The organism is Pseudomonas fluvialis, assembly GCF_002835605.1.
In the GTDB taxonomy this organism is placed as follows: domain Bacteria; phylum Pseudomonadota; class Gammaproteobacteria; order Pseudomonadales; family Pseudomonadaceae; genus Aquipseudomonas; species Aquipseudomonas fluvialis.
In genome coordinates, this window is record NZ_PIYS01000032.1 from 88532 (window position 1) to 110079 (window position 21548).

Genomic DNA, 21548 nt, shown 5'->3' on the forward strand with positions numbered 1-21548 from the left:
AGAACCCCGCCATGCTGGCGGGGTTTTTTTATGGGTTTTTCCAGGCAATGCGCGGTAGATCAGTGCAGGTCGTGACTGCTTGGCTGCTAGGGGTGAGCGGTGAAACGCTTGCAGACCTTACAGTCCTAACCTGACTCTATGTCTTTGAAACGTTGTTAAGCTAAACTGCCGGCCCTGCAAAACCGGCCGATTGGCTTTCACCCTGGTTTTTTCGAGGAAATACCCGTGGCAGATTACAAAGCTCCTCTGCGCGATATGCGCTTCGTACTCAATGAAGTCTTTGAAGTGTCCAAGCTCTGGGCACAGTTGCCTGGCCTGGCCGAAGTCGTCGATGAGGAAACCGCCGCCGCCATTCTCGAAGAGGCGGGCAAAGTCACTGCCGGCAGCATCGCTCCGTTGAATCGCAGCGGTGACGAAGAAGGCTGCTCCTGGGTAGACGGTGCGGTGAAAACCCCGGCCGGTTTCCCCGAGGCCTACCAGACCTACGCCGATGGTGGCTGGGTAGGTGTGGGCGGCTCGCCGGAGTTCGGCGGCATGGGCATGCCCAAGGTAATCGGCGCGCAAGTCGAAGAAATGGTCAACTCGGCCAACCTGTCCTTTGGCCTGTACCCGATGCTGACCGCCGGTGCCTGCCTGTCGATCCTCAACCACGCCAGCGAAGAGCTGAAGCAGCAGTACCTGCCGAACATGTACGCCGGTGTGTGGGCTGGCTCCATGTGCCTGACCGAGCCGCATGCCGGTACTGACCTGGGCATCATCCGCACCAAGGCCGAGCCGCAGGCCGATGGCAGCTACAAGATCACCGGCACCAAGATCTTCATCACCGGTGGTGAGCATGACCTGACCGAGAACATCATTCACCTGGTACTGGCCAAGCTGCCGGATGCCCCGGCCGGCCCGAAAGGTATTTCGCTGTTCCTGGTGCCGAAGGTGATGGTCAATGCCGATGGTTCGCTGGGTGAGAAGAACAGCCTGGGCTGTGGCTCCATCGAACACAAGATGGGCATCAAGGCTTCGGCCACCTGCGTGATGAACTTCGACGGCGCCACCGGCTACCTGGTTGGCGAAGTCAACAAGGGCCTCAACGCCATGTTCACCATGATGAACTACGAGCGTCTGGGCGTGGGTATCCAGGGGCTGGCGCTGGGCGAGCGTTCCTACCAGAGCGCCATCGAGTACGCCCGTGATCGTATCCAGAGCCGTGCACCGACCGGTCCGGTCGCCAAGGACAAGGCCGCCGACCCGATCATCGTGCATCCGGACGTGCGCCGCATGCTGCTGACCATGAAGGCGCTGAACGAAGGTGGCCGTGCTTTCTCCAGCTACGTTGCCATGCAGCTCGACACCGCCAAGTACAGTGAAGATGCCACTGTGGCCAAGCGTGCCGAGGAGCTGGTTGCCCTGCTGACCCCGGTTGCCAAGGCCTTCCTCACCGACATGGGGCTGGAAACCACCGTGCACGGCCAGCAGATCTTCGGCGGCCACGGTTTCATCCGCGAGTGGGGCCAGGAGCAGCTGATCCGCGACTGCCGTATCACGCAGATCTACGAAGGCACCAACGGCATCCAGTCGCTGGACCTGATGGGGCGTAAGATCGTTGGCAGCGGTGGCAGCTTCTACAAGCACTTCTCTGACGAAATGAAGGCCTTCATCGGCAGTGCCGATGCCAGCCTGGCCGAGTTTGTCGAGCCGCTCAAGGCTGCCGTGAGCAACCTGGACGCCCTGACTGCCTGGGTCATCGAGCGCGCCAAGGCCAACCCGAACGAAATCGGTGCCGCTTCGGTGGAGTACCTGCAGGTGTTCGGCTACACCGCCTATGCCTACATGTGGGCACTGATGGCGCGTGCCGCCCTGGCCAAGCAGGATCAGGACGAGTTCTACGTGAGCAAGCTGGGTACCGCGCGCTTCTTCTTCGCCCGCTTGTTGCCGCGTATTCACTCGCTGAGTGCTTCGGTCAAGGCGGGCAGCGAGTCGCTGTACCTGCTCGACGCCGCGCAGTTCTGAGCCTAGGCGGCGCCTTGCGTCGCTCATAAAAAACAGGCCCGCCAGAGATGGCGGGCCTGTTTTTTTGTGCCGGATTATTCCCGGCCCAGGGTGTCGGCCAGCGCCGGGTTGTCGATAAAGCGATTGCGCGTGCCCTGAATCTGCGCAATGCGTTCATTGCGCGCCTGCTCCTCGCTGTCCGGCGGGTCCATGCGGTGCCAGGCCTTGAGCTCTTCGAGGTTACCGGGCAGGCGCAGGTTGTACTCCTCGTGCATGTAGAACATCGCCCGTGCCACGTTGCCTTTCGCTGTGTCTGGCGGCTCGATGGTCTTGTGCTTGATCTTCACCGCGCAGTCGAGATCGGCAAAACGTGGCTCGACTTGCTCAGCCAGTGTGCCAAAAGCGGCGCCGCGGCGTGCCTGTTCCACACGGGTGAGTGCCGGGTAGTAGTTGTGCAAGTCGGCCAGCATGTAGGGGTATTTGGGGTTGACGAGCGTGCACTGGTTGCTGGTCGCGCAGCGCATGGCCTGCTTGATCTGCCGTTCACTGAATACGGCGGCGGCTGTGAAGGTGCTGTGTGCGCCACTAAAAGGCGTAGCGCAATACAGTGTGGTGCCGCCCTGGGGATAGAGCGACCAGAAGTGCTGGGCAATGGCCTGTTCGGCATCGTCTAGCTGGTTTTGCCCGCTGGCCAGTGCAGCAGGACTGCTCAGGGCCAGGCAGGAGAGAGCGATAGCGAGTGAGCGCATGCGAAGAACCTTTGTTATATGGCCTGTGGCCTTGTTGTCGGTGGTGCGTCATGCGGCATGCGTGGAACCAGGCTGGAGGGTTCGCGGTGCATGGCATTTGTCGGACAATTTCAGTCTAACAAGAGCTTCGTCACAAGTGAAACCGCTAGTGCTTGGCATTTTCGCAGTCGTCTTCGCGCTAGGCGCAGCCGTGTAAGCCTTGGCTTACACGGTGTGGTGCATTTTGCCACTATGGCCTTACTGGCGCCCTGCGTAACATTGCCAGCACAAGGACGACGCGCAGGACGCGCCACGGAGTACAGGGATTGCGAGGATTGCCATCAGGACGATGGCCGAGCATGGAAGCCGCAACATTCTGCAGAACCCCGCTAGTCGGGGTTTTTCTTTGCCTGGGAATTGCCAGTCGTAGCTCCGCGGCCTGTCTCCTGCAGATGGCGCAGAGCGACATCAATCAGCGCCAGCAATTCATCGATGGCCAGTGTCGCGCACTGGAAGTAAGCCTTGGCGGCTATCCCAGGTTGCTCAACATTCAATAGTTCCTGGTCGATACAGCGCAGGAAGCTCAACACCGTCTGCTCTCCGCGCATCAGGTTGAAGCGTCTGCATTGCTCATGGTTGTGCAGGGTGGTGAAGGCGCTACGCGACAGTTGCTCGATCTTCTGTTTCAGGAAGCGCAGGCGTACCCGCTGCTCGGCACTGCTGTGCCGTGCGGCAGCGATTCCCGTACCCAATGCGCGCGCTTGCCCGGCCCACTCGGCTGCCTGGATCACCTCATGCCAGATGCACGGCAGGTAGGACAGCTCGCTGCGGCCCTGGCTCAGGTCGAACTCGCTGGCAATGTCCTCCATCAGAAAGATGGCGTTACGGATGATCAGGTGATGCTGGGCCAGGTTATTGGCCGGGTCGCTGTTGCGCACGTCGCGCAGGCGCGACCAGTGATCGAACAGGCTGGCCCAGGCGGTCTGCTGGTTACCGGACAAGCGTGTCGCCTGCAGCAGGTGATCGTCGACCTGCAGGCGCACGGCAGCCAAGTCCTGGCTGAGACTGCTGTCCCCGCATAACAGGCCATTGCTCAGTCCGCGGTGGCGCTGCCAGCCGCCGATCAGCTCGCGTAGCAGGCTGAGCTGGGTGATGTTCAAGCGGAGCTGGCGCTGTTGGCGCTGCTGCAGGCGCCGATGCAGCGGGTAGAGCAGCGCGCAGAGCAACGCGACGCCAAGCGCCAGGCCGGGTAGGGTGATCCAGGCAGACACGTCGTGCATGCTGTTTACCTCGTCAGATGTGCCAGGTGATGAGCGATGCTGCGCGCCTGGTCGGCCGCCTGCAGGTTGTCGGCATTACCGCGCCGCACGCGGTCGGCCAGTTCGGCGATTTCTGCCACGGCCTTGCCCTGTTGCTCGGTGCTCACGGCGACCTGCTCGACCTGCCCGGTCAGCTGGCCGGTCCACTCCTGCACGGTATCCAGTTGGTTGCGCACGCTGGCCGAGCGCGCCGCACTGCGCTCGGCTTGTTCGCTGAGCGCGGCCATCTGCTGGCTGGCGTTAGCAATGTGCTGCTGTATCTGCTCGATATTGCGGCTGATCTCATTGGCTGAATCCTGGCTGTGCTGGGCCAGGCGGCGCACCTCGTCGGCGACTACTGCAAAGCCACGCCCACTTTCCCCGGCACGGGCGGCCTCGATGGCGGCGTTGAGCGCGAGCAGGTTGGTTTGCGTGGCGATGCCGCGAATAGTCCCGGACATCTCGCTGATGGTCTGCGAGTAGGCGTTCAACTGCTGGAACAGGTTGTTGGTAGCCACCGCCTGCTCGTCCATGCGGGTGACCTGCTGCACCAGATTGGTGAGCTGTTCGATGCTGTGCTGCAGTTCGGCGCTGGCTTGCTCGCTGGTTTGCTGCGCCGTTGCGGCCAGTCCCGCGACCTCAACGATGCTCACATTCAGCTGCTCGACCGCTGCGGCGGCGACGGTGGCCGCCTCGCTTTGTGCCTGTGCATTGTGTGTCACCTGGGCGGCGCTGTGCTCCAGCTCCTGCGAGGAGTGCGAGATTTCATCCAGGCGTTGCTGCAACAGTTGTTGTTCGCGCTGCTCTAACAGCCGCTCGTGCTGCCAATGCTGGCGCAGCGGCTCCAGCAGGTCGCCGCTGCCGGTGGGGGTTGGCTCGCGTAGGGTGTGCAAGGCGTGGAACAGGCGTTGCAGGCACGCCAGGCTCAGGTAGGCAGACAGCAGGCTGAGCCACGCCGCGCCGTAACCCGGCCACAGCCATAAGCCCAGCAGGCTGAACGCACCCAGGCTGGCAAGCGCCAGCAGAGTGCGCTGCGGGCCGAGCACGCGCAGCAGCAGAAAGGCTGGATAGGTGATCCCGTTCATCTGGCAGAACTCCCTGGATAGCGCGAGGCACACCAGGTTTACGCAAGAGTGATGCCAGCTGGCCAGTACGCGCTCAGTCAGTCCTTGCTGTCAGGCGGGGCAATGCGCTTGCCAGGACGTCGCAGCAGCAGCGGCGCCTGGCTATGGTGCTGTGCGCCATGGCGTGCCTGATTGATCAGCTGTGGAATCAGCGTGCCCTCCGGCAGATGCCGCCAGAGGCGGCTGGGCAGGTGTTGTTTGAGCGCGCGCGGATTAACGCGCGCCGGATTGAAGGTGCTGCTGTAGTAGGCCTGCCACAGCGCTTGCCCCTCGCTGTCAGGCTGCGTGGCCCAGACCTGCCATTGGCGCGGGCAGTGGCGATGATGGTGCAGGCGCTGGCCATCCCAGTGCACGCCGTCTGCAGGCGTGGCAATCAGCCAGCGTTGCTGGCCCAGGCGCTCGCTGAAGTGCCTGCTGGCCCAGGCGAGAATGTCATGGCGAGGCTCGAACCAGGCCAACAGGTCCACCTCGCTAACGGCGGGTGCCGGCTGAAAGCGCACAAAGGCGTGCAGGTGGTGTGCCTCGCGGCGTACGGCCTTGATGCGTCGCTGCAGTTCGCTGCCGTCAGGGTCGCCAGCCAGAGCCGCACTGCGCTGGCCATGCACAACACGCCATAGCACGCGATAGAGCAGGCTCCAGCGTGCCTCGCCACGGTAGCGTGCGGCGCACTCCAGCTGTTGTAGAAGTTGTGCCGGTACGCGCAAGTGGCCGGTGCTGGCCGGCAGGGCGGCCTGACCATGATCGAACAGGCCAGGGCAGCTGTCGGCGTCCTGCCAGTGCAACTGATGCGGCGCCAGGCCCTGCAGCAAGGCCTGGCGTGCAACCTCACGCCAACCGGCGAAGGTGCCATCGACATACAGCGTACGCATTACCAGAGTGCCAATTGTGCCGGGCTGTCGCGCAGTTGCTGACGCAGGCTGGCGGACTCCTGCTCGGCCTGGCTGGGGCGATAGTCGGCGGTAATGATGAAGGGGCGCGCCTTGTCCAGCACGCAGCGCAGGTGCAGCAGGTCGGCCAGACGAATACGTCGCTCGCGGCGCAAGGCTACCAGGCGTCGGGCGCTGAGCATGCCGATGCCTGGCACGCGGGCTATCTGTTGCTGCTCGGCACGATTCAGGTCGAGCGGAAATTGCTCGCGGTGCGCCAGCGCCCAGGCCAACTTGGGATCGATATCCAAGGCCAGATTGCCCGGCCCGCCGAGCAGTTCGCGGGCCTGGAAACCGTACCCGCGCATCAGGAAATCGGCCTGATAAAGGCGGTGTTCGCGTAGCAGTGGCGGCGCGGCAAAGGGCACGGTCTTCGGGCTGTGTGGTATCGGGCTGAACGCCGAGTAGTAGACACGTCGCAAGCGATAGCTGCGATACAGGGTCTGGGCGTTGTGCAGGATGGTGCTGTCGTCGGTCGCGTCGGCACCGATGATCATCTGTGTGCTCTGTCCAGCCGGAGCAAAACGCGGCGCGCGGCGTTCCTGTTGAGCCTGTTGCTCACCGTGATGAATCTGCTGCATGGCCTGGCGAATACTCACCACACGCTTTTCCGGTGCCAGTTGCACCAGGCTGCGCTCGGTCGGCAGTTCGATATTCACGCTGAGCCGATCCGCATAACGCCCGGCTTCGGCAATCAGTTCGGGGGCGGCATCGGGAATGGTCTTCAAGTGGATATAGCCACGGAACAGATGTTCCTCGCGCAACAGGCGTGCCACGCGAACCAATTGCTCCATGGTGTAGTCGGCGGAACGGATGATGCCTGAGCTGAGAAACAAGCCACTGATGTAGTTGCGCTTGTAGAAGTCCAGGGTCAGCTGCACCACCTCTTCCGGGCTGAAACGCGCGCGCGGCACATCACTCGAACGACGATTGATGCAGTACTGGCAGTCGTACAGGCAGAAATTGGTCAGGAGGATTTTCAGCAAGGCAATGCAGCGCCCGTCCGGGGTAAAGCTGTGACAGATCCCCGCACCATTGGTCGAACCCAGCCCAGCCTTACCTTTGGAGCTGCGCGTGGGCGCGCCACTGCTGGCGCAGGAAACGTCGTACTTGGCTGCATCGGCGAGGATGGTGAGTTTGTCCAACAGCTGCATGGCGATCACGATTAATTGTATACTGTATATTCGTACAGTATACGTAGAGCCTGCTGCCTGACAAGCAGGTAGGCCCTCCCAGTCCCGCAGTGGGCTGGCTAGCTAGGCGCACGCTGAAAAAAGCCACGCAGCGCGGCTTGCAAGATGGTGGGTACACACTCTCCAGAAAGATCAGGTACCTGCAGAAATATCATTGCCACGGCTATTTCTAGTGCTTGGGTGGGGAACGAGACCGCGTGCGTTTTCAGGTTTCACTTTCTGCGTCGGGCCGGGGGGCTAATATCTGGCGCCAGTCTATTATTTCGCTCACGGGGGGTGACTAAAGCCTGCCCTTAATTCAGACCTTAGGTGGCTCATGCCTCTCTCGCCTGAGTCTCCCGCCAGCGACTCGGTTGCCCTGCAGGTGCGCACCGACCGGCTGCAACTGCTGTTTCGTCAGTCTTTCCTCGCCACATTTGGCAGTGTGGGGGGAGCAACGGTGCTGTCCTGGTTGCAGCACGATCTGGGCAACCACGCCGTTATCGCCCCCTGGCTCATTGCCCTGTGTCTGGCCGGCATGGTTCGACTCAGTCTGTTTTGGGCTTACCACCGCAGCGCCCCACATAACCGCACGCCTGCCCGCTGGGAAGGCGTGTATTGGGTGACGCTTGTAGTCACGTCCGCAATCTGGGGCATCGGTGCTTTTCTGCTGATGTCCCGCGACAGTTTGCTGTCACAGGTCATGACCCTCTTTTTTGCGATCGGCATGGCCGGCAGCGCCATTTCGGCCTATTCGGCTTATCGCTCCATGACCCTCGCCGCCGTGGCGCTGGTGCTGCTACCCACAACGCTGTGGCTGTTCACCGAACCGGGCACCGAACAACGGCTGCTGGCCGTGACCACTCTGGCCTTTTCCATCTTCGTCATGCGTGCCACCCGCGAACTGTCCGATGCACTGGGCTCTCTGCTGTGGCTGCGCCGCGAACTGGAGATCCAGCACCGCATCGCCAGCAATGCCGCGCGCACCGACGAACTGACTGGGCTGAACAACCTGCGCGCTTTCAAGGAGCAGGCCGATGCGATGTTCTCTTACACCCGCCGCCACGGCTTGCCGCTCTGCGCGCTCATGCTCGACATCGACCACTTCAAACAGATCAACGACACCCACGGTCACGCTACGGGGGACCGGGTGCTGCACGCGGTGGCGAAACGACTGAAAGCAACCTTGCGTGAAGCCGACCTCTGCGGTCGACTGGGCGGCGAGGAGTTTGCAGTGCTGCTTGCCGGCACGGAATGGCATGAAGCACTGGCGATCGCTGAAAAGCTGCGCCTAGCTTTTTTGCTCTGTATGTCCTGCAGGCGTGGTCATGTCTGATGGTTTTTCATCGCTATAGCGCAGGTATTCAAAGCCCGGGAGCTCGTAAAGACGGCCGGTGGACACATGCTTGGGAGGCTCAAATACGTGGCCAGCCTTGATCATCTCGGCCTCGATTGCGTCGGTGATGAACAAAGGCTCTTCAATCAATGGGGTGTCGTTCATGCCTATTCCTTTGGCGGGCGGTCTGTAGTGACACTCGATTATGCGAATTTTAGCGGCTAAAGCAGGCAGGGGATTTTAGCTGCTAAATTTTGGCCATGACCTGAGAGGTGCCGGTATGCAGGATCGAGATGAGCTTGAGGGTGTCTTGGAGCGCTATGCCCTAGGGAAAACCGCAGTGGCCAACGCGATTCGCGAGAACAAGCGGCTTGGCCTGGGTGATGCAGAGCCACCGACTGAGGAGGAGGTTGCGGCAGAGATTGCTGCGCTGGACTTCTCGCGCTGGAAATCTGTTCCAGTGGCATAGCGGTAGCCCCGGGCGGGGCTACCTGATTTTAGCCGCTAAAATTTCTCGTCTCGGCGGCCGCGATTAACGAACTCGGCAATCTCGTCTTCTGGCGAGCCACCGCTTTCGCTTCCTGGCCCGATGCTGTTGGGCTGATCGTCCTCCTGGCCCCGAATGGCTGCTGCCATCTGGCCGCCGAGGGTCTGCTGGGCTTGCTCCATAAAGTTACTGCCGAGCTTGGCGGCTTTCTCCCCGATAACTGCACCTGCACCTTTGGCAAGTTCAGCAGTGGTGCTTACGGCTAGTTTGGCGGGTTGCTGTAGCGCACTGCCGCCAGAGTCCCCCATGGCCTCGGCCAGCGGGCTGCCCGATCTGTTGCCATCTGCCCCTGCAGAGCCTTGGAAAATGGGCATGCCGCCGTCATCCATCGCTCCCTGCGCTTTCTGCATTGCTGCTTTGATGGCTGAAACGCCCCCAGCCACATTCTGGGCTCCGGCCATAGCAGTGGAGCCTGCCATGCTCATCGCGGCAGAAGCCATGCCGACCGTTCCCATTTCCTCTTCGGCGCTTAGTCTGCGGTCGCGCCCATCACCAGGGCTTGGTTTGCGGATATTCAATACTGGATTGAAGGTGAGCCCCAGGCCCCACTCCTGAATCGCCACGGTGAATAAGTGGCTAAGCAGGGCAAGCTCCAGGCGCACGGTGTTGTTGCTGGTAGGGGCGCCGCGCTTGCTCAGGGTGCCTAGGCGGGTGTCGCGGTAGTTGGCGATGATCTCGGCGGAGAGGGCGGCCAGGGAGTATTTGCCCAGGTGCTGGATCAGCTGCTTGGCTTTGGTGGCTTCAGCCTTGCGCGTGGTGGGTTTCTTGCTGGGCGTCACCTCGGCCAGATAGCGTTCAAGGGCCTTCTCCAGAGTCATGCGCTCGGAGCCGCTGCGCTGGATGTACACGCCCCTGACCATTTCATCTTCGGTGCGGCGCGCCCAGTCTTCGGCATCACGTTTGGTTCGGAAGGTTTTAGTGTTGGTCGGCCAGCCAGTTTTGCGCACCAAGGCTTTCCAGGTGCCGGCTTCGGTTTTGATAATGGTGGCCATGTTTTTGAGCTCCAAAGGCGTGCGGCTGCACCAGCACTGTACCGAATTTGTACCTTTGGACTATAGGACTGTTTCGCAGCGTTGCGCTGCAGAAACTAAAAAGCCGCGCAGTGCGCGGCTTTGGAGTTGGTGGGCCCACACGGACTCGAACCGTGGACCAAAGGATTATGAGTCCTCTGCTCTAACCGACTGAGCTATAGGCCCTCAGAAGGAGGCGCGATTATAACCACGGGCTGGGAGGCCTGCCAGTTATCGGGCGGCATAAAGCAAAATCCCCGGCGGGCCGGGGATTTTGTGTTTACTCGTCGAGGAAGGAGCGTAGGTGCTCGCTGCGTGACGGGTGGCGTAGCTTGCGCAGGGCCTTGGCTTCGATCTGGCGGATACGCTCGCGGGTGACATCGAACTGCTTGCCGACTTCCTCGAGGGTGTGGTCGGTGTTCATGTCGATACCGAAGCGCATGCGCAATACCTTGGCTTCGCGGGCGGTGAGTCCGGAAAGCACGTCGCGGGTGGCTTCCTTGAGGCTTTCCACGGTGGCTACGTCGATCGGCGACTGCATGGTGCTGTCTTCGATGAAGTCACCCAGGTGCGAGTCTTCGTCGTCACCGATGGGCGTTTCCATGGAGATTGGCTCCTTGGCGATCTTCAGTACCTTGCGGATCTTGTCCTCGGGCATGTCCATGCGCTCACCCAGCTCTTCCGGGGTGGGCTCGCGGCCCATTTCCTGGAGCATCTGGCGGGAGATGCGGTTGAGCTTGTTGATCGTCTCGATCATGTGCACCGGAATACGGATGGTGCGCGCCTGGTCGGCGATCGAGCGGGTGATGGCCTGGCGAATCCACCAGGTGGCGTAGGTGGAGAACTTGTAGCCGCGACGGTATTCGAACTTGTCCACGGCTTTCATCAGGCCGATGTTGCCTTCCTGGATCAGGTCGAGGAATTGCAGGCCGCGGTTGGTGTACTTCTTGGCGATGGAGATGACCAGGCGCAGGTTGGCCTCGACCATTTCCTTTTTGGCGCGGCGTGCCTTGGCTTCGCCGATCGACATGCGGCGGTTGACGTCCTTGATCTCGGCGATGGTCAGTTCGACTTCGCTCTGCAGGTCGAGCAGCTTCTGCTGATTACGCTTGATCTCGTCACTCAGCTCGGCCAGGGCGGCAGCGTACTTGGCTTTGCCCTTGCTGAGGCCATCGACCCATTCCAGGTCAACTTCGTTGCCGGGGAACAGCTTGAGGAAGTCACTGCGCGGCATGCGTGCGTCGCGTACGCAGAGTTGCATGATCGCGCGTTCCTGCTGGCGCACGCGCTCCAGGGCGCTGCGCACGCCGGCGACCAATACGTCGAACTGTTTCGGCACCAGCTTGATGGGCATGAACAGCTCGGCCAGGGCCAGCAGTTCGGCATCGGCCTGCTTGCTGCCGCGACCGTGCTTCTTCAGGGCTTTCTTGGCCTTGACCAGTTGCTCGGCTACTGCACCAAAGCGGCGCGCGGCTTCTTCCGGGTCCGGACCGCCGTCGCCTTCTTCTTCCTCGGCGTCGCCGTCTTCTTCGTCTTCGTCGTCCTTGTCCTTGTCGACGCTGTCGTCTTTGAGTTCGACAGGCTCGACTTCGGCTTCCGGCACGCTGCCGTCATCCGGATCGATGTAGCCGCTGAGGACATCGGACAGGCGGCCACCTTCGCTGGTGACACGCTGGTATTCGGCAAGGATGCCGTCGACGCTGCCGGGGAAATGGGCGATGGCGCTCATCACCTCGCGGATGCCTTCCTCGATGCGTTTGGCGATTTCGATCTCGCCTTCGCGGGTCAGCAGTTCCACGGTGCCCATTTCACGCATGTACATGCGTACCGGGTCGGTGGTGCGGCCGATATCGGTTTCCACGGCAGCCAGGGCTGCAGCGGCTTCTTCGGCGGCGGCTTCGTCAGTATCGGCTTCGGCCAGGAGCAGGGCATCCGCATCCGGGGCGCTTTCGAATACGTTGATGCCCATGTCGTTGATCATGCGGATGATGTCTTCGACCTGTTCCGGATCGGAGATATCTTCCGGCAGGTGGTCGTTGACCTCGGCATAAGTCAGGTAACCCTGCTCACGGCCGCGGGCGATCAATTCTTTGAGGCGGGATTGCTGTTGCGCTTTTCCGGACATAACACCCTATCCACTGAAGGTCTTGGCGGGCAAAAAACAAGCCGGGGATTATACCCGAGCCGTTGGGTCAGACGCCAGTTTGGCTCTTGTCGCTGCTCTGCACGCGGCTGAAATGCTCGCGCAACAGTTCTTTTTCTTCCGTGCTCAGTTCGCCGGGGCTCTTTTGCAGGATGGCCTGCACGGCGTTTTCGCGTTGTAGGCGCTGCTGGCTTGCGGAGAGTGTAGTAATGGTGTCGAAAAACTGCTGTTCAAGGTTGTCGCTGTCGATCAGCCATTCCTTTTCTGCCAGGGCGCGCAGCAGGCGGCCCTGTTCGGTGCCGTGCCAGCGGGCGAGCAGTTGCAGGCTGTGCAGTTGTGGATTTTTCTGCAGGGCCTCGATCAGCGCGACCAGCAATTGCGCGTAGAGGTCGCTGCCGCCGGCGAAGTGACTGGCGTCATCGACGCGCTGGGCCAGTTGCGGGTAGCGCAGCAGGGTGCGTACGGCGGTCAGTGTGGGTGACTCGACGCTGACCGCCTGGCGCGGTGGGAGTGGCGGCTGGCGGCGCCCCTTGCCGGACCAGGGACGCTCGCTCTTCCAGCTTGTGCGGGGGGCGGTTGCCGGTGCGTCGTTGCTGAGCGGGCTGGCTGGATAGTCGTCGTAGGACGGCTGGGCGTTGTAATAGTGGCTGAGGTCGTCAGGCTCGTGCTGCGTGGGTGCGCTGGCGGACGGCGCCTGACGGGCAGCCGGTGTGTGCTCGGCACTCAGGCCGGTAATTTCGCTGAGGCGCTGGCGCATCAGGGTGCGCAGGTTGTTGCCGGGAATGCGCTCGATCAGTGGGGCAGCGAGGGTGGCCAGGTGTGCCTTGCCTTCCAGGGAGCGCGGGTCGGCTTCTTCGCTGAGTTGCTGAAAGAAGTAGTCGGCGAGGGATAGGGCTTGCTGTTGCAGGCGGTCGCGAAAACGCTCGCTGCCTTCGGCACGCACCAGGCTGTCCGGGTCTTCGCCTTCGGGAAGGAAGAGAAAGCGTGCGCGGCGTCCGTCCTGCAGGTTGGGCAGTACGGCTTCCAGGGCGCGCCAGGCGGCCTTGCGTCCGGCGCCGTCACCGTCGAAGCAGAACAGTACGCTGGGTACCAGGCGGAACAGGCGCTTGATGTGTTCTTCGCTGGTGGCGGTGCCCAGGGTGGCAACGGCGTTGCGCAGGCCTTGCTGGGCCAGGGCGATGACGTCCATGTAGCCTTCCACGACCATGATTTCGTCGAGTTGGCGGTTGTGCTGGCGTGCTTCGTAGAGGCCGTAGAGTTCCTGGCCTTTGTGGAACACCGGGGTTTCCGGGGAGTTCAGGTACTTCGGCTTGTCGTCGCCCAGCACGCGCCCGCCAAAGGCGATGACGCGCCCGCGGCTGTCGCGGATGGGGAACATCACGCGGTCACGGAAGCGGTCGTAGCGTTTTCCGCTTTCGCTGTTTTCCACCAGCAGGCCGGCATCCAGCAGGGCTTTCTGCTGCAGGTTGTCGCCGCCAAACTGGCGCATCAGGTTGTCCCAGCCGGGCGGCGCAAAGCCCAGGGCGAAGTCGCGGGCGATGCTGCCGGACAGGCCGCGGCCTTTCAGGTAGTCGACGGCTGCTTTGCGGGCTGGATGGCTTTTCAGGGCGGCGCGGTAGTATTCGGCGGCGGCGCTGAGTAGCGGGTAGAGCGGTGAGTCGCTGGGTTGGCGTGGCTGTTGCGGGCTGCGGCTGTCCTCGCGGGGCACGTCTATGCCGGCACGCTTGGCGAGGTCCTCGACGGCCTGGGGGAAATCCAGGTGGTCGTGGTCCATGATGAAGCCGAGGGCGTTGCCGCCGGCGCCGCAGCCAAAGCAGTAGTAGAACTGTTTGTCCGGGCTGACGGTGAAGGAGGGGGTCTTTTCCTTGTGGAACGGACAGCAGGCGCTGTAGTTCTTGCCGGTCTTCTTCAGTTGGATGCGTGAACTGACCACATCGACGATGTCGGTGCGGTTGAGCAGGTCATCAATGAAGCTCTGGGGTATCAGGCCGGCCATGGGGGTCACTGCAAGCGTATGTGGGTGAAGCGGGAACGCGCAGCTGGTGCATGCCACAAATGCAAAACCCGGCCGGAGCCGGGTTTGCCAAAGCCTTAGGCGGCGTTACTGATCAACTCAGTACAGGCGCTCGCGGCGGCGCTGTTCGCGCTGCACTTTCTTGGCGTGACGCTTAACGGCTGCGGCCGCTTTGCGCTTGCGCTCGGTGGTCGGCTTTTCGTAGAACTCGCGCGAACGCACTTCAGCCAGTACGCCGGCTTTTTCGCAGGAGCGCTTGAAGCGACGCAGAGCTACGTCGAAGGGTTCGTTCTCTTTAACTTTGACGGCTGGCATCCAGGTCGTACCTTCATTAATTACCGGTGGTGAACGCGCTCCCGGCAAACGGCACGGGATACGTCGGTTTTCAAGGGTTGCGGATATTACCGCGTTGTACCAGCGAATGCAAAGCCTTGCTTAGAAAAGCGCTGGTCTGGGCGGGGGGTGGGCATTATGATGCGCGCCTTCGTAACGCGCCAGCGGGTTGTGCAGCATGCCCCGCGTTGCGCCCGCTGGGTGCAGGTGCGTTGTTCAGATTCGGCTTATTTCAAGGTTGACGGCTCATGCGAGTGCTGGGACTGGAAACTTCCTGCGATGAAACCGGCGTGGCGCTGTATGACAGCGAGCGCGGCCTGCTGGCCGATGCGCTGTTCAGCCAGATCGATCTGCACCGGGTGTATGGCGGCGTGGTGCCCGAGCTGGCTTCGCGTGATCACGTCAAGCGCATGCTGCCGCTGATCCGCCAGGTGCTCGACGAGGCGGGTTGCACGCCGGACGATATTGATGCGTTGGCCTATACCGCCGGGCCGGGCTTGGTCGGCGCGCTGCTGGTGGGTGCCTCCTGCGCCCAGGCGCTGGCTTTTGCCTGGGGCATTCCGGCGGTGGGTGTGCATCATATGGAAGGCCATCTGCTGGCGCCGATGCTCGAAGAGCAGCCGCCCGCCTTTCCGTTCGTCGCCTTGCTGGTATCCGGCGGCCATACCCAGTTGGTGCGCGTCGATGGCATTGGCCGCTACCAGCTGCTCGGCGAGTCACTGGACGATGCTGCCGGCGAGGCGTTTGACAAGACCGCCAAGCTGATGGGCCTGCCCTACCCGGGCGGGCCGGAGATTGCGCGCCTGGCCGAGCAGGGCGTGGCGGGGCGTTTTGTCTTCCCGCGACCGATGACCGACCGGCCGGGGCTGGATTTCAGCTTCAGCGGCCTGAAGACCTTTGCCCTGAACACCTGGCAACGCTGCCAGGCCGAAGGTGATGCCAGCGAGCAGAGCCGCGCCGATGTGGCGCTGGCCTTCCAGCAGGCGGTGGTGGAGACCCTGACCATCAAATGTCGTCGCGCCCTCAAGCAGACGGGCCTGACCAGCCTGGTGATCGCCGGTGGGGTGAGTGCCAACCGGGCGTTGCGCGAGTCGCTGCAGCAGATGCTCGGTGAAATGCGTGGCCAGGTGTTTTATGCGCGCCCACGCTTCTGCACGGACAATGGGGCGATGATCGCTTATGCCGGGTGCCAGCGTCTGCTGGCCGGGCAAAAGGAAGACCTGGCGATCAAGGTGCAGGCGCGCTGGCCCATGGAGAGCCTGCCGCCACTATGAATGCGCTGCAGGTGAACGCTTAGAAATGTCGCTCACGGCCGTCGAGCAGATCGCGTAAATTGCTGCGGTGTCGCCACACGATCAGTCCGGTCAGTACGCTCATGGGCAGCAGGGCCGCCGGTTGTTGCCAGGCCAGTAGCGGCAGGGTCAGCGGTGTAGCGGTGAGTGAGGCGAGTGAGCTGGTGCGGGTCAGGCTGAAAGTCAGCAGCCATACCGACAGGGCCAGTAGTGCCGCCGGCAGGTAAAGACCGAACAGCATGCCGGCGGCAGTGGCTACGCCCTTGCCGCCACGGAAATTGAAATACAGCGGATAGAGATGCCCGAGCACCGCCGCCAGGCCGACCCAGGCCTGTTGCTGCAGGCTCAGGCCCAGTTCAGCGGCGATCAGCACGGGCAGCAAGCCTTTGCCCAGATCGCCGAGCAGGGTGAACAAGGCGGCCTTGCGCCCGGCCATGCGCAGCATGTTGCTGGCCCCGGGGTTGCCAGAGCCACCCAGGCGTGGATCAGCGTTGCCGAACAGCTGGCTGATCAGGATGGCAAAGGACAGTGAGCCGAGCAGGTAGGCAAGCAGTACCAGCAGCCAAAACATGGTTTCCATTCCCGGGGCGGTTGAGCCCCGATTCTAGCGGGGCATGAGCAGGGTGGACACAGTCTTTATCGAGGGTTTGCAGGTCGACACGGTGATTGGCGTGTATGACTGGGAGCGCGGCATTCGCCAGTGCCTGCTGCTGGACCTGAGCATGGCCTGGGATAACCGTGCCGCTGCCGCCCACGACGCGCTGGCGGATGCCCTGGATTATGCCGCGGTTAGCGCGCGCATCCTGGCGTTTGCCGAGGAGGCGCGCTTCGAGCTGGTGGAAACCTTCGCCGAGCGCCTGGCCGAGGTGTTGCTGCGTGAGTTCGCCATGACCTGGCTGCGCCTGCGCGTAGGCAAGCCGGGTGCTGTGCCGGAGGCTCGCATGGTCGGGGTGGAGATCGAGCGCGGGAGCCGCTGATGCGCGTCTATCTGGGCCTGGGTAGCAATATCGAGCGCGAGCGCAACCTGTGCGCCGGACTCGATGCGTTGCAGCAGCTGTTCGGCGAGCTGCACTGTTCGCCGGTGTTCGAAAGTGCCCCGGTGGGGATTCGCAGCGGCCCGTTCTTCAATCTGGTCGTGGCAGTGGAGTGTGCGTTGCCACTGGCCGAGCTGGATCAGCGCTTGAAGGCCATCGAAGCGGCGAATGGTCGCTATGCCGAGGATCGCCGCGGCCTGCCGCTGGATATCGACGTGCTGCTGTACGGCGAGCAGGTCGGCGAGTTCGATGGACTGCTGCTGCCGCGTGCGGAAATCCTGCGCAATGCCTTCGTTCTCTGGCCGCTGGCACTGCTGGCGCCCGATGTACTGCATCCGCAGGTGCAGCAGCCGTTTGCCGAACTCTGGGCGCAGGCGCGGATCGATCAGCAGCTGGCCCCGGTGGCTTTTGCCTGGCAGGGCCGTCAGCTCACGCCGGCGGCGCTGTTGGCAGACTAAATGCCTGCTTGTAGCGCTTGAGCGCCTGCAGGCGCTGCTCCGCGAGGGCCTTGCCCAACTCCGCACCGAACAACCCCTGGGCGACCAGTTCGCGGGCGCTGACCGCCTGGGCAGCCTGCAGGGCGCCTTGCAGGTAGCGGGCCTGCGGGTAGTCGCGCTCCTCGAACCCCAGGCGGCCACGGGCATCCATCTCGCAGGCGGCGAGGAACAGTTGCCAGCGTTCCGGGCGGCGCAGGGCATCCAGCGCCTGCAGCAGTTCCAGCACGGTGTTCGGACGCAGCTCCAGCGCCCTGTGGCAATGGGTGTGGTACTCGCCGGTGAGCAGGGCCAGCTCGGCGCAGTCGCGGGGCACGCGCAGGCGCTGGTTGACCTGCTTGATGGCTGCCAGGCCACGGGTTTCATGGGCGATATGGCGGGGCCACTGCGCGCGTGGCGTGCTGCCCTTGCCCAGGTCATGCAGCAGGCAGGCCCAGCGCACGGCCAGTGGCTGGGCAAAGCGCGCGCATTGCTGGAGCACCATCAGGGTATGCAGCCCGCTATCCACCTCGGGGTGATGGGTCGCGTTCTGCGGCACGCCAAACAGTGCCTGCAATTCCGGCAGGAGCACCTTGAGGGCCCCGCAATCCTTGAGTACCTGGATGAACACGTCGGGGTGGGGCTCCTGCAGGGCGCGGGAGATTTCCTTCCAGCTACGCTCGGCGGTCAGGCTGCTCAGCTCGCCGGAGCGTGCCAGGCGCCGCATCAGACCGAGGGTTTCCTCGGCGACACGAAAGCCCAGGCCCGCATAGCGGGCGGCAAAACGCGCCACGCGCAGCACACGCAGCGGGTCTTCGGCAAAGGCCGGGGAGACATGGCGCAGCACGCGCTGTTGCAGATCGCGCTGGCCGCCATAGGGGTCGATGACATGCCCTTGCGCGTCTTCGGCCATGGCGTTGACGGTCAGGTCGCGGCGCAGCAGGTCCTCTTCCAGGGTAACGTCGGGGCTGGCGTGGAAGACAAAGCCAGCATAGCCCTTGCCGCTCTTGCGCTCGGTGCGGGCCAGGGCATATTCCTCGCCGCTCTGCGGGTGGAGAAACACCGGGAAATCATCGCCCACCGGGCGAAAACCCTGGGCCAGCAATTGCTCGGCCGTGGCGCCGACCACCAGCCAATCGATGTCGTGCACGGGCCGCCCCAGCAGCCTGTCACGTACCGCGCCGCCCACCTTGTAAATTTGCATGCCGCTCTCCTCTGTCGGCGGCAAGCTTGCAGCGCCGAGGGCGGACCTGCAAGCGTGCGCTTACAGCGCCATGCTGCTCTGGCTTTCCTGCGGCTCGGCGCGTGGCGGCATGTGCAGGGTTTCTATCAGCTGCTCGCCCTGATGGCTTTCCAGGTGAATGTCGAAGCCCCACAAACGGTGCAGGTGCTTGAGTACCGCCTGGCTCGATTCGCCCAGCGGACGACGGTCATGCCGGCTATGCCGCAGGGTCAGCGAGCGATCGCCGCGGCGGTCGACACTCCAGATCTGCACGTTGGGTTCGCGGTTGCCCAGGTTGTACTGGGCGGCGAGGGTTTCGCGCAGGTGGCGGTAGCCGCTGTCATCATGGATGGCACTGACCTGCAGGCTGTCCTGCTGGTCATCGTCGAGCACGCTGAACAGGCGCAGGTCACGCATGACCTTGGGTGACAGGTATTGCAGGATGAAACTCTCGTCCTTGAAGTTCTGCATGGCGAATTTGAGGGTGCTCAGCCAGTCGCTGCCTGCGATCTCGGGGAACCAGCGGCGATCTTCCTCGTTGGGCTGTTCGCAGATGCGGCGGATGTCGCGGTACATGGCAAAGCCCAGGGCATAGGGGTTGATGCCGCTGTACCAGGGGCTGTCGAAAGCGGGCTGGAGGACCACGCCGCTGTGGTACTGGAGGAACTCCAGCATGAAGCCGTCGCTGACCAGGCCTTCGTCATACAGGTCGTTGATCAGCGTGTAGTGCCAGAAGGTGGCCCAGCCTTCATTCATCACCTGCGTCTGGCGTTGCGGGTAGAAGTACTGCGCCAGCTTGCGCACGATACGGATCACCTCGCGTTGCCAGGGCTCCAGCAGCGGTGCGTGCTTTTCCAGGAAGTACAGGATGTTTTCCTGGGGCTCGGCCGGCCAGCGCTGCGCCTGCTCCTCGTTGTGCCGCCCGCTCGCCTTGGGAATGGTGCGCCACAGGTCGTTGATCTGCCGTTGCAGGTGCTCTTCACGCTCGCTTTGCCGGCGCCGCTCTTCTTCGGCGGAGATCGGGTAGGGTCGTTTGTAGCGGTCCACGCCGTAGTTCATCAGGGCGTGGCAGGAGTCCAGCAATTCCTCGACGGCATCGATGCCGTGGCGTTCCTCGCACTGGCTGATGTACTGCTTGGCGAAGACCAGGTAGTCGATGATCGAGCTGGCATCGGTCCAGCTGCGGAACAGGTAGTTGCCCTTGAAGAAGCTGTTGTGGCCGTAGCAGGCATGGGCGATGACCAGCGCCTGCATGCACAGGGTATTTTCTTCCATCAGGTAGGCGATGCAGGGATCGGAGTTGATCACGATCTCGTAGGCCAGGCCCATCTGGCCGCGTTTGTAGCCCTTTTCCGTGGCGAGAAACTGCTTGCCGTAGGACCAGTGATGGTAGCCGATGGGCATGCCGACCGAGGCGTAGGCGTCCATCATTTGCTCGGCGCTGATGATCTCGATCTGGTTGGGGTAGATGTCCAGTGCATAGCGCTCGGCAAGGCGGGCGATTTCCTGGTCGTAACGGCGGATCAGCTCGAAGCTCCACTCCGAGTCCGTGGAAATGGGCTGGCGGCTGCGCGGGTTCATGCGTCGATCCTCCGCTGGAACAGTTCACGGAATACCGGGTAGATGTCGGCTGCCGAGACGATTTGCTGCTGGGCGAAGCTGTCGGGGAAGGCCGCTGCAACCTGCTGGTACTCGTCCCACAGCGCCTGGTGTTCACGCGGGGTGATTTCCACGTAGCTGAAGTACTGCATGCTGGGCATGATTTGCCGGAGAAGCAGGTCGCGGCAGAGCGGCGAGTCGTCGTTCCAGTTGTCGCCGTCGGAAGCCTGCGCGGCATACAGGTTCCATTCGTGCGCCGGGTAGCGGGTCTGCATGATCTCCTGCATCAGCTTGAGTGCGCTGGAGACGATGGTGCCGCCGGTTTCCCGTGAGTAGAAAAACTCGTCCTCGTCGACTTCGCGGGCGCTGGTGTGATGGCGGATGAATACCACCTCGATCTTGTCGTAGCTGCGCTTGAGGAACAGGTAGAGGAGGATGAAGAAGCGCTTGGCGATGTCCTTGGTGGCCTGGGTCATGGAGCCGGAAACATCCATCAGGCAGAACATCACGGCCTTGGAACTGGGGTTGGGCTGCTTGCTCAGCAGGTTGTACTTGAGATCGAAGGTGTCGAGAAACGGCACCTTGTCGATGCGCCGGCGCAAGGCGGCAATCTCTTCCTCCAGACGGGCCAGGCTGGGCTGATCCGTGCTGCCTGCCTCACGTAGCGCGGCAAGCTCCGCCAGGGCTGCCTTGAGCCGGGCGCGGCTGCTGCCGGTGAGGGCGATGCGCCGGGCATGCGCGGCGCGCAGCGAGCGGACGATGTTGATCCGCGAGGGATTGCCGTCGCTGCTGATGCCGGCACGTACCGTCTTGAAGGTGTCGCAGCCGCTGAGGTGGCGCTTGATCAGGTTAGGCAGGGCCAGGCCCTCGAACATGAAGTCGAGAAACTCGTCCTGGGTGATCTGGAAAACGAATTCGTCCAGGCCTTCGCCCTGGTTGCCAGCCTTGCCGCTGCCCTGTCCGGCACCGCCGCCCTTGGGGCGGGCGATGCGCTCGCCCTGGGTGAACTCGCGGTTACCAGGGTGCACACGATCCTGCCGACCACCCTGGCCGTGGTGCAGCACGGGTTGGTCGATATCGCGGCTGGGAATGCTGATCTGTTCGCCGTGCTCCATGTCGGTAATGGAGCGACGACTGACGGCTTCCTCGACGGCTTTCTTGATGTGCTCGCGGTAGCGGCGCAAAAAGCGCTGGCGGTTGACCGTGCTCTTGTTCTTGCCATTCAGGCGTCGATCGATCACGTGGCTCATAGGCCCCTCCGGACTACGGCCGGAGGCTGGCGGCTGGACGAGGCGTCGCGTGTTCGTCCAGCTT

Annotated in this window: 20 protein-coding genes and 1 tRNA gene; 6 read left to right on the top strand and 15 right to left on the bottom strand. The window is 62.7% G+C overall.

Annotation, left to right across the window (positions count from 1 at the left end; translation table 11 throughout):
• Positions 1-225 precede the first annotated feature (225 nt).
• Positions 226-2004 (top strand): acyl-CoA dehydrogenase C-terminal domain-containing protein, encoded by a 1779-nt coding sequence (locus CW360_RS15850; RefSeq protein WP_101194357.1) that lies wholly within the window; start codon positions 226-228, stop codon positions 2002-2004.
• 74 nt (positions 2005-2078) lie between these two features.
• On the opposite strand, the gene CW360_RS15855 is transcribed toward CW360_RS15850, so the two are convergent.
• From CW360_RS15855 to CW360_RS15875, 5 genes are all read right to left on the bottom strand, one after another.
• The gene (locus CW360_RS15855; RefSeq protein WP_101194358.1) at positions 2079-2732 is read right to left on the bottom strand and encodes an endonuclease; all 654 of its coding nucleotides are present in this window, start codon (positions 2730-2732) and stop codon (positions 2079-2081) included.
• Positions 2733-3100: 368 nt separating this feature from the next.
• Positions 3101-3991: a nitrate- and nitrite sensing domain-containing protein gene (locus CW360_RS15860; protein ID WP_101194359.1), complete on the bottom strand. Its 891-nt coding sequence runs from the start codon at positions 3989-3991 to the stop codon at positions 3101-3103.
• A gap of 5 nt (positions 3992-3996) precedes the next feature.
• Positions 3997-5094 (bottom strand): methyl-accepting chemotaxis protein, encoded by a 1098-nt coding sequence (locus tag CW360_RS15865; protein WP_101194360.1) that lies wholly within the window; start codon positions 5092-5094, stop codon positions 3997-3999.
• A gap of 77 nt (positions 5095-5171) precedes the next feature.
• Positions 5172-6002, bottom strand: coding sequence for a TIGR03915 family putative DNA repair protein (locus tag CW360_RS15870; RefSeq protein WP_101194361.1), 831 nt, complete (start codon positions 6000-6002; stop codon positions 5172-5174).
• Entirely contained in the window at positions 6002-7213 is a 1212-nt protein-coding gene (locus CW360_RS15875; RefSeq protein WP_101194397.1) for a putative DNA modification/repair radical SAM protein, read from the bottom strand. Before CW360_RS15875 ends, CW360_RS15870 begins: the two co-directional genes overlap by 1 nt.
• A gap of 355 nt (positions 7214-7568) precedes the next feature.
• Here CW360_RS15875 and CW360_RS15880 point away from each other — a divergent pair, with 355 nt between their 5' ends.
• Entirely contained in the window at positions 7569-8567 is a 999-nt protein-coding gene (locus CW360_RS15880; RefSeq protein WP_101194362.1) for a GGDEF domain-containing protein, read from the top strand.
• On the opposite strand, the gene CW360_RS15885 is transcribed toward CW360_RS15880, so the two are convergent.
• Positions 8523-8732 carry a hypothetical protein gene (locus CW360_RS15885; protein ID WP_101194363.1) on the bottom strand — a complete coding sequence of 70 codons (210 nt, stop codon included), beginning with the start codon at positions 8730-8732 and terminating at the stop codon, positions 8523-8525. The two genes, CW360_RS15880 and CW360_RS15885, sit on opposite strands and share 45 nt — an antisense overlap.
• A gap of 115 nt (positions 8733-8847) precedes the next feature.
• On the opposite strand from CW360_RS15885, the gene CW360_RS15890 reads away from it, so the two are divergent.
• A complete protein-coding gene (locus CW360_RS15890; protein WP_101194364.1) occupies positions 8848-9036 on the top strand; it encodes a hypothetical protein in 189 nt (62 codons plus the stop codon).
• 35 nt (positions 9037-9071) lie between these two features.
• On the opposite strand, the gene CW360_RS17150 is transcribed toward CW360_RS15890, so the two are convergent.
• The 5 genes from CW360_RS17150 to rpsU all read right to left on the bottom strand — a co-directional run bounded on the left by CW360_RS17150 (position 9072) and on the right by rpsU (position 14596).
• Positions 9072-10106 carry a hypothetical protein gene (locus CW360_RS17150; protein ID WP_245874738.1) on the bottom strand — a complete coding sequence of 345 codons (1035 nt, stop codon included), beginning with the start codon at positions 10104-10106 and terminating at the stop codon, positions 9072-9074.
• A gap of 127 nt (positions 10107-10233) precedes the next feature.
• Positions 10234-10310 (bottom strand) — tRNA-Ile (locus CW360_RS15900).
• A 94-nt stretch (positions 10311-10404) separates the two neighbouring features.
• Positions 10405-12249, bottom strand: a complete 1845-nt coding sequence (gene rpoD / locus CW360_RS15905; protein ID WP_101194365.1) for an RNA polymerase sigma factor RpoD — start codon at positions 12247-12249, stop codon at positions 10405-10407.
• Positions 12250-12316: 67 nt separating this feature from the next.
• Entirely contained in the window at positions 12317-14263 is a 1947-nt protein-coding gene (gene dnaG, locus CW360_RS15910) for a DNA primase (protein ID WP_101194366.1), read from the bottom strand.
• Between the two features lie 117 nt (positions 14264-14380).
• Positions 14381-14596 carry a 30S ribosomal protein S21 gene (gene rpsU / locus CW360_RS15915; protein WP_021702507.1) on the bottom strand — a complete coding sequence of 72 codons (216 nt, stop codon included), beginning with the start codon at positions 14594-14596 and terminating at the stop codon, positions 14381-14383.
• A 266-nt stretch (positions 14597-14862) separates the two neighbouring features.
• On the opposite strand from rpsU, the gene tsaD reads away from it, so the two are divergent.
• Complete coding sequence (tsaD, locus tag CW360_RS15920; RefSeq protein ID WP_101194367.1) at positions 14863-15888, top strand: tRNA (adenosine(37)-N6)-threonylcarbamoyltransferase complex transferase subunit TsaD; 1026 nt, start codon at positions 14863-14865, stop codon at positions 15886-15888.
• 19 nt (positions 15889-15907) lie between these two features.
• Here the strand turns inward: tsaD and plsY are convergent, their stop codons facing one another.
• Positions 15908-16477, bottom strand: coding sequence for a glycerol-3-phosphate 1-O-acyltransferase PlsY (gene plsY / locus CW360_RS15925; RefSeq protein WP_093984822.1), 570 nt, complete (start codon positions 16475-16477; stop codon positions 15908-15910).
• A gap of 52 nt (positions 16478-16529) precedes the next feature.
• Between plsY and folB the strand changes: the two genes are divergently transcribed.
• Both folB and folK read left to right on the top strand, forming a co-directional pair.
• Entirely contained in the window at positions 16530-16883 is a 354-nt protein-coding gene (folB, locus tag CW360_RS15930) for a dihydroneopterin aldolase (protein WP_093984793.1), read from the top strand.
• On the top strand, positions 16883-17398 hold the full coding sequence (gene folK, locus CW360_RS15935; protein WP_101194368.1) for a 2-amino-4-hydroxy-6-hydroxymethyldihydropteridine diphosphokinase: 516 nt from the start codon (positions 16883-16885) through the stop codon (positions 17396-17398). The genes folB and folK overlap by 1 nt, the downstream gene beginning before the upstream one ends.
• Here the strand turns inward: folK and CW360_RS15940 are convergent.
• Genes CW360_RS15940 through CW360_RS15950 form a run of 3 tightly spaced genes read right to left on the bottom strand, consistent with a single transcriptional unit; the run spans position 17370 to position 21484 of the window.
• Positions 17370-18617, bottom strand: coding sequence for a multifunctional CCA addition/repair protein (locus CW360_RS15940; RefSeq protein WP_093984795.1), 1248 nt, complete (start codon positions 18615-18617; stop codon positions 17370-17372). The genes folK and CW360_RS15940 overlap by 29 nt on opposite strands.
• 60 nt (positions 18618-18677) lie before the next feature.
• Entirely contained in the window at positions 18678-20216 is a 1539-nt protein-coding gene (locus CW360_RS15945) for a SpoVR family protein (RefSeq protein WP_101194369.1), read from the bottom strand.
• On the bottom strand, positions 20213-21484 hold the full coding sequence (locus tag CW360_RS15950; RefSeq protein WP_101194370.1) for a YeaH/YhbH family protein: 1272 nt from the start codon (positions 21482-21484) through the stop codon (positions 20213-20215). Before CW360_RS15950 ends, CW360_RS15945 begins: the two co-directional genes overlap by 4 nt.
• Between the last annotated feature and the right edge of the window lie 64 nt (positions 21485-21548).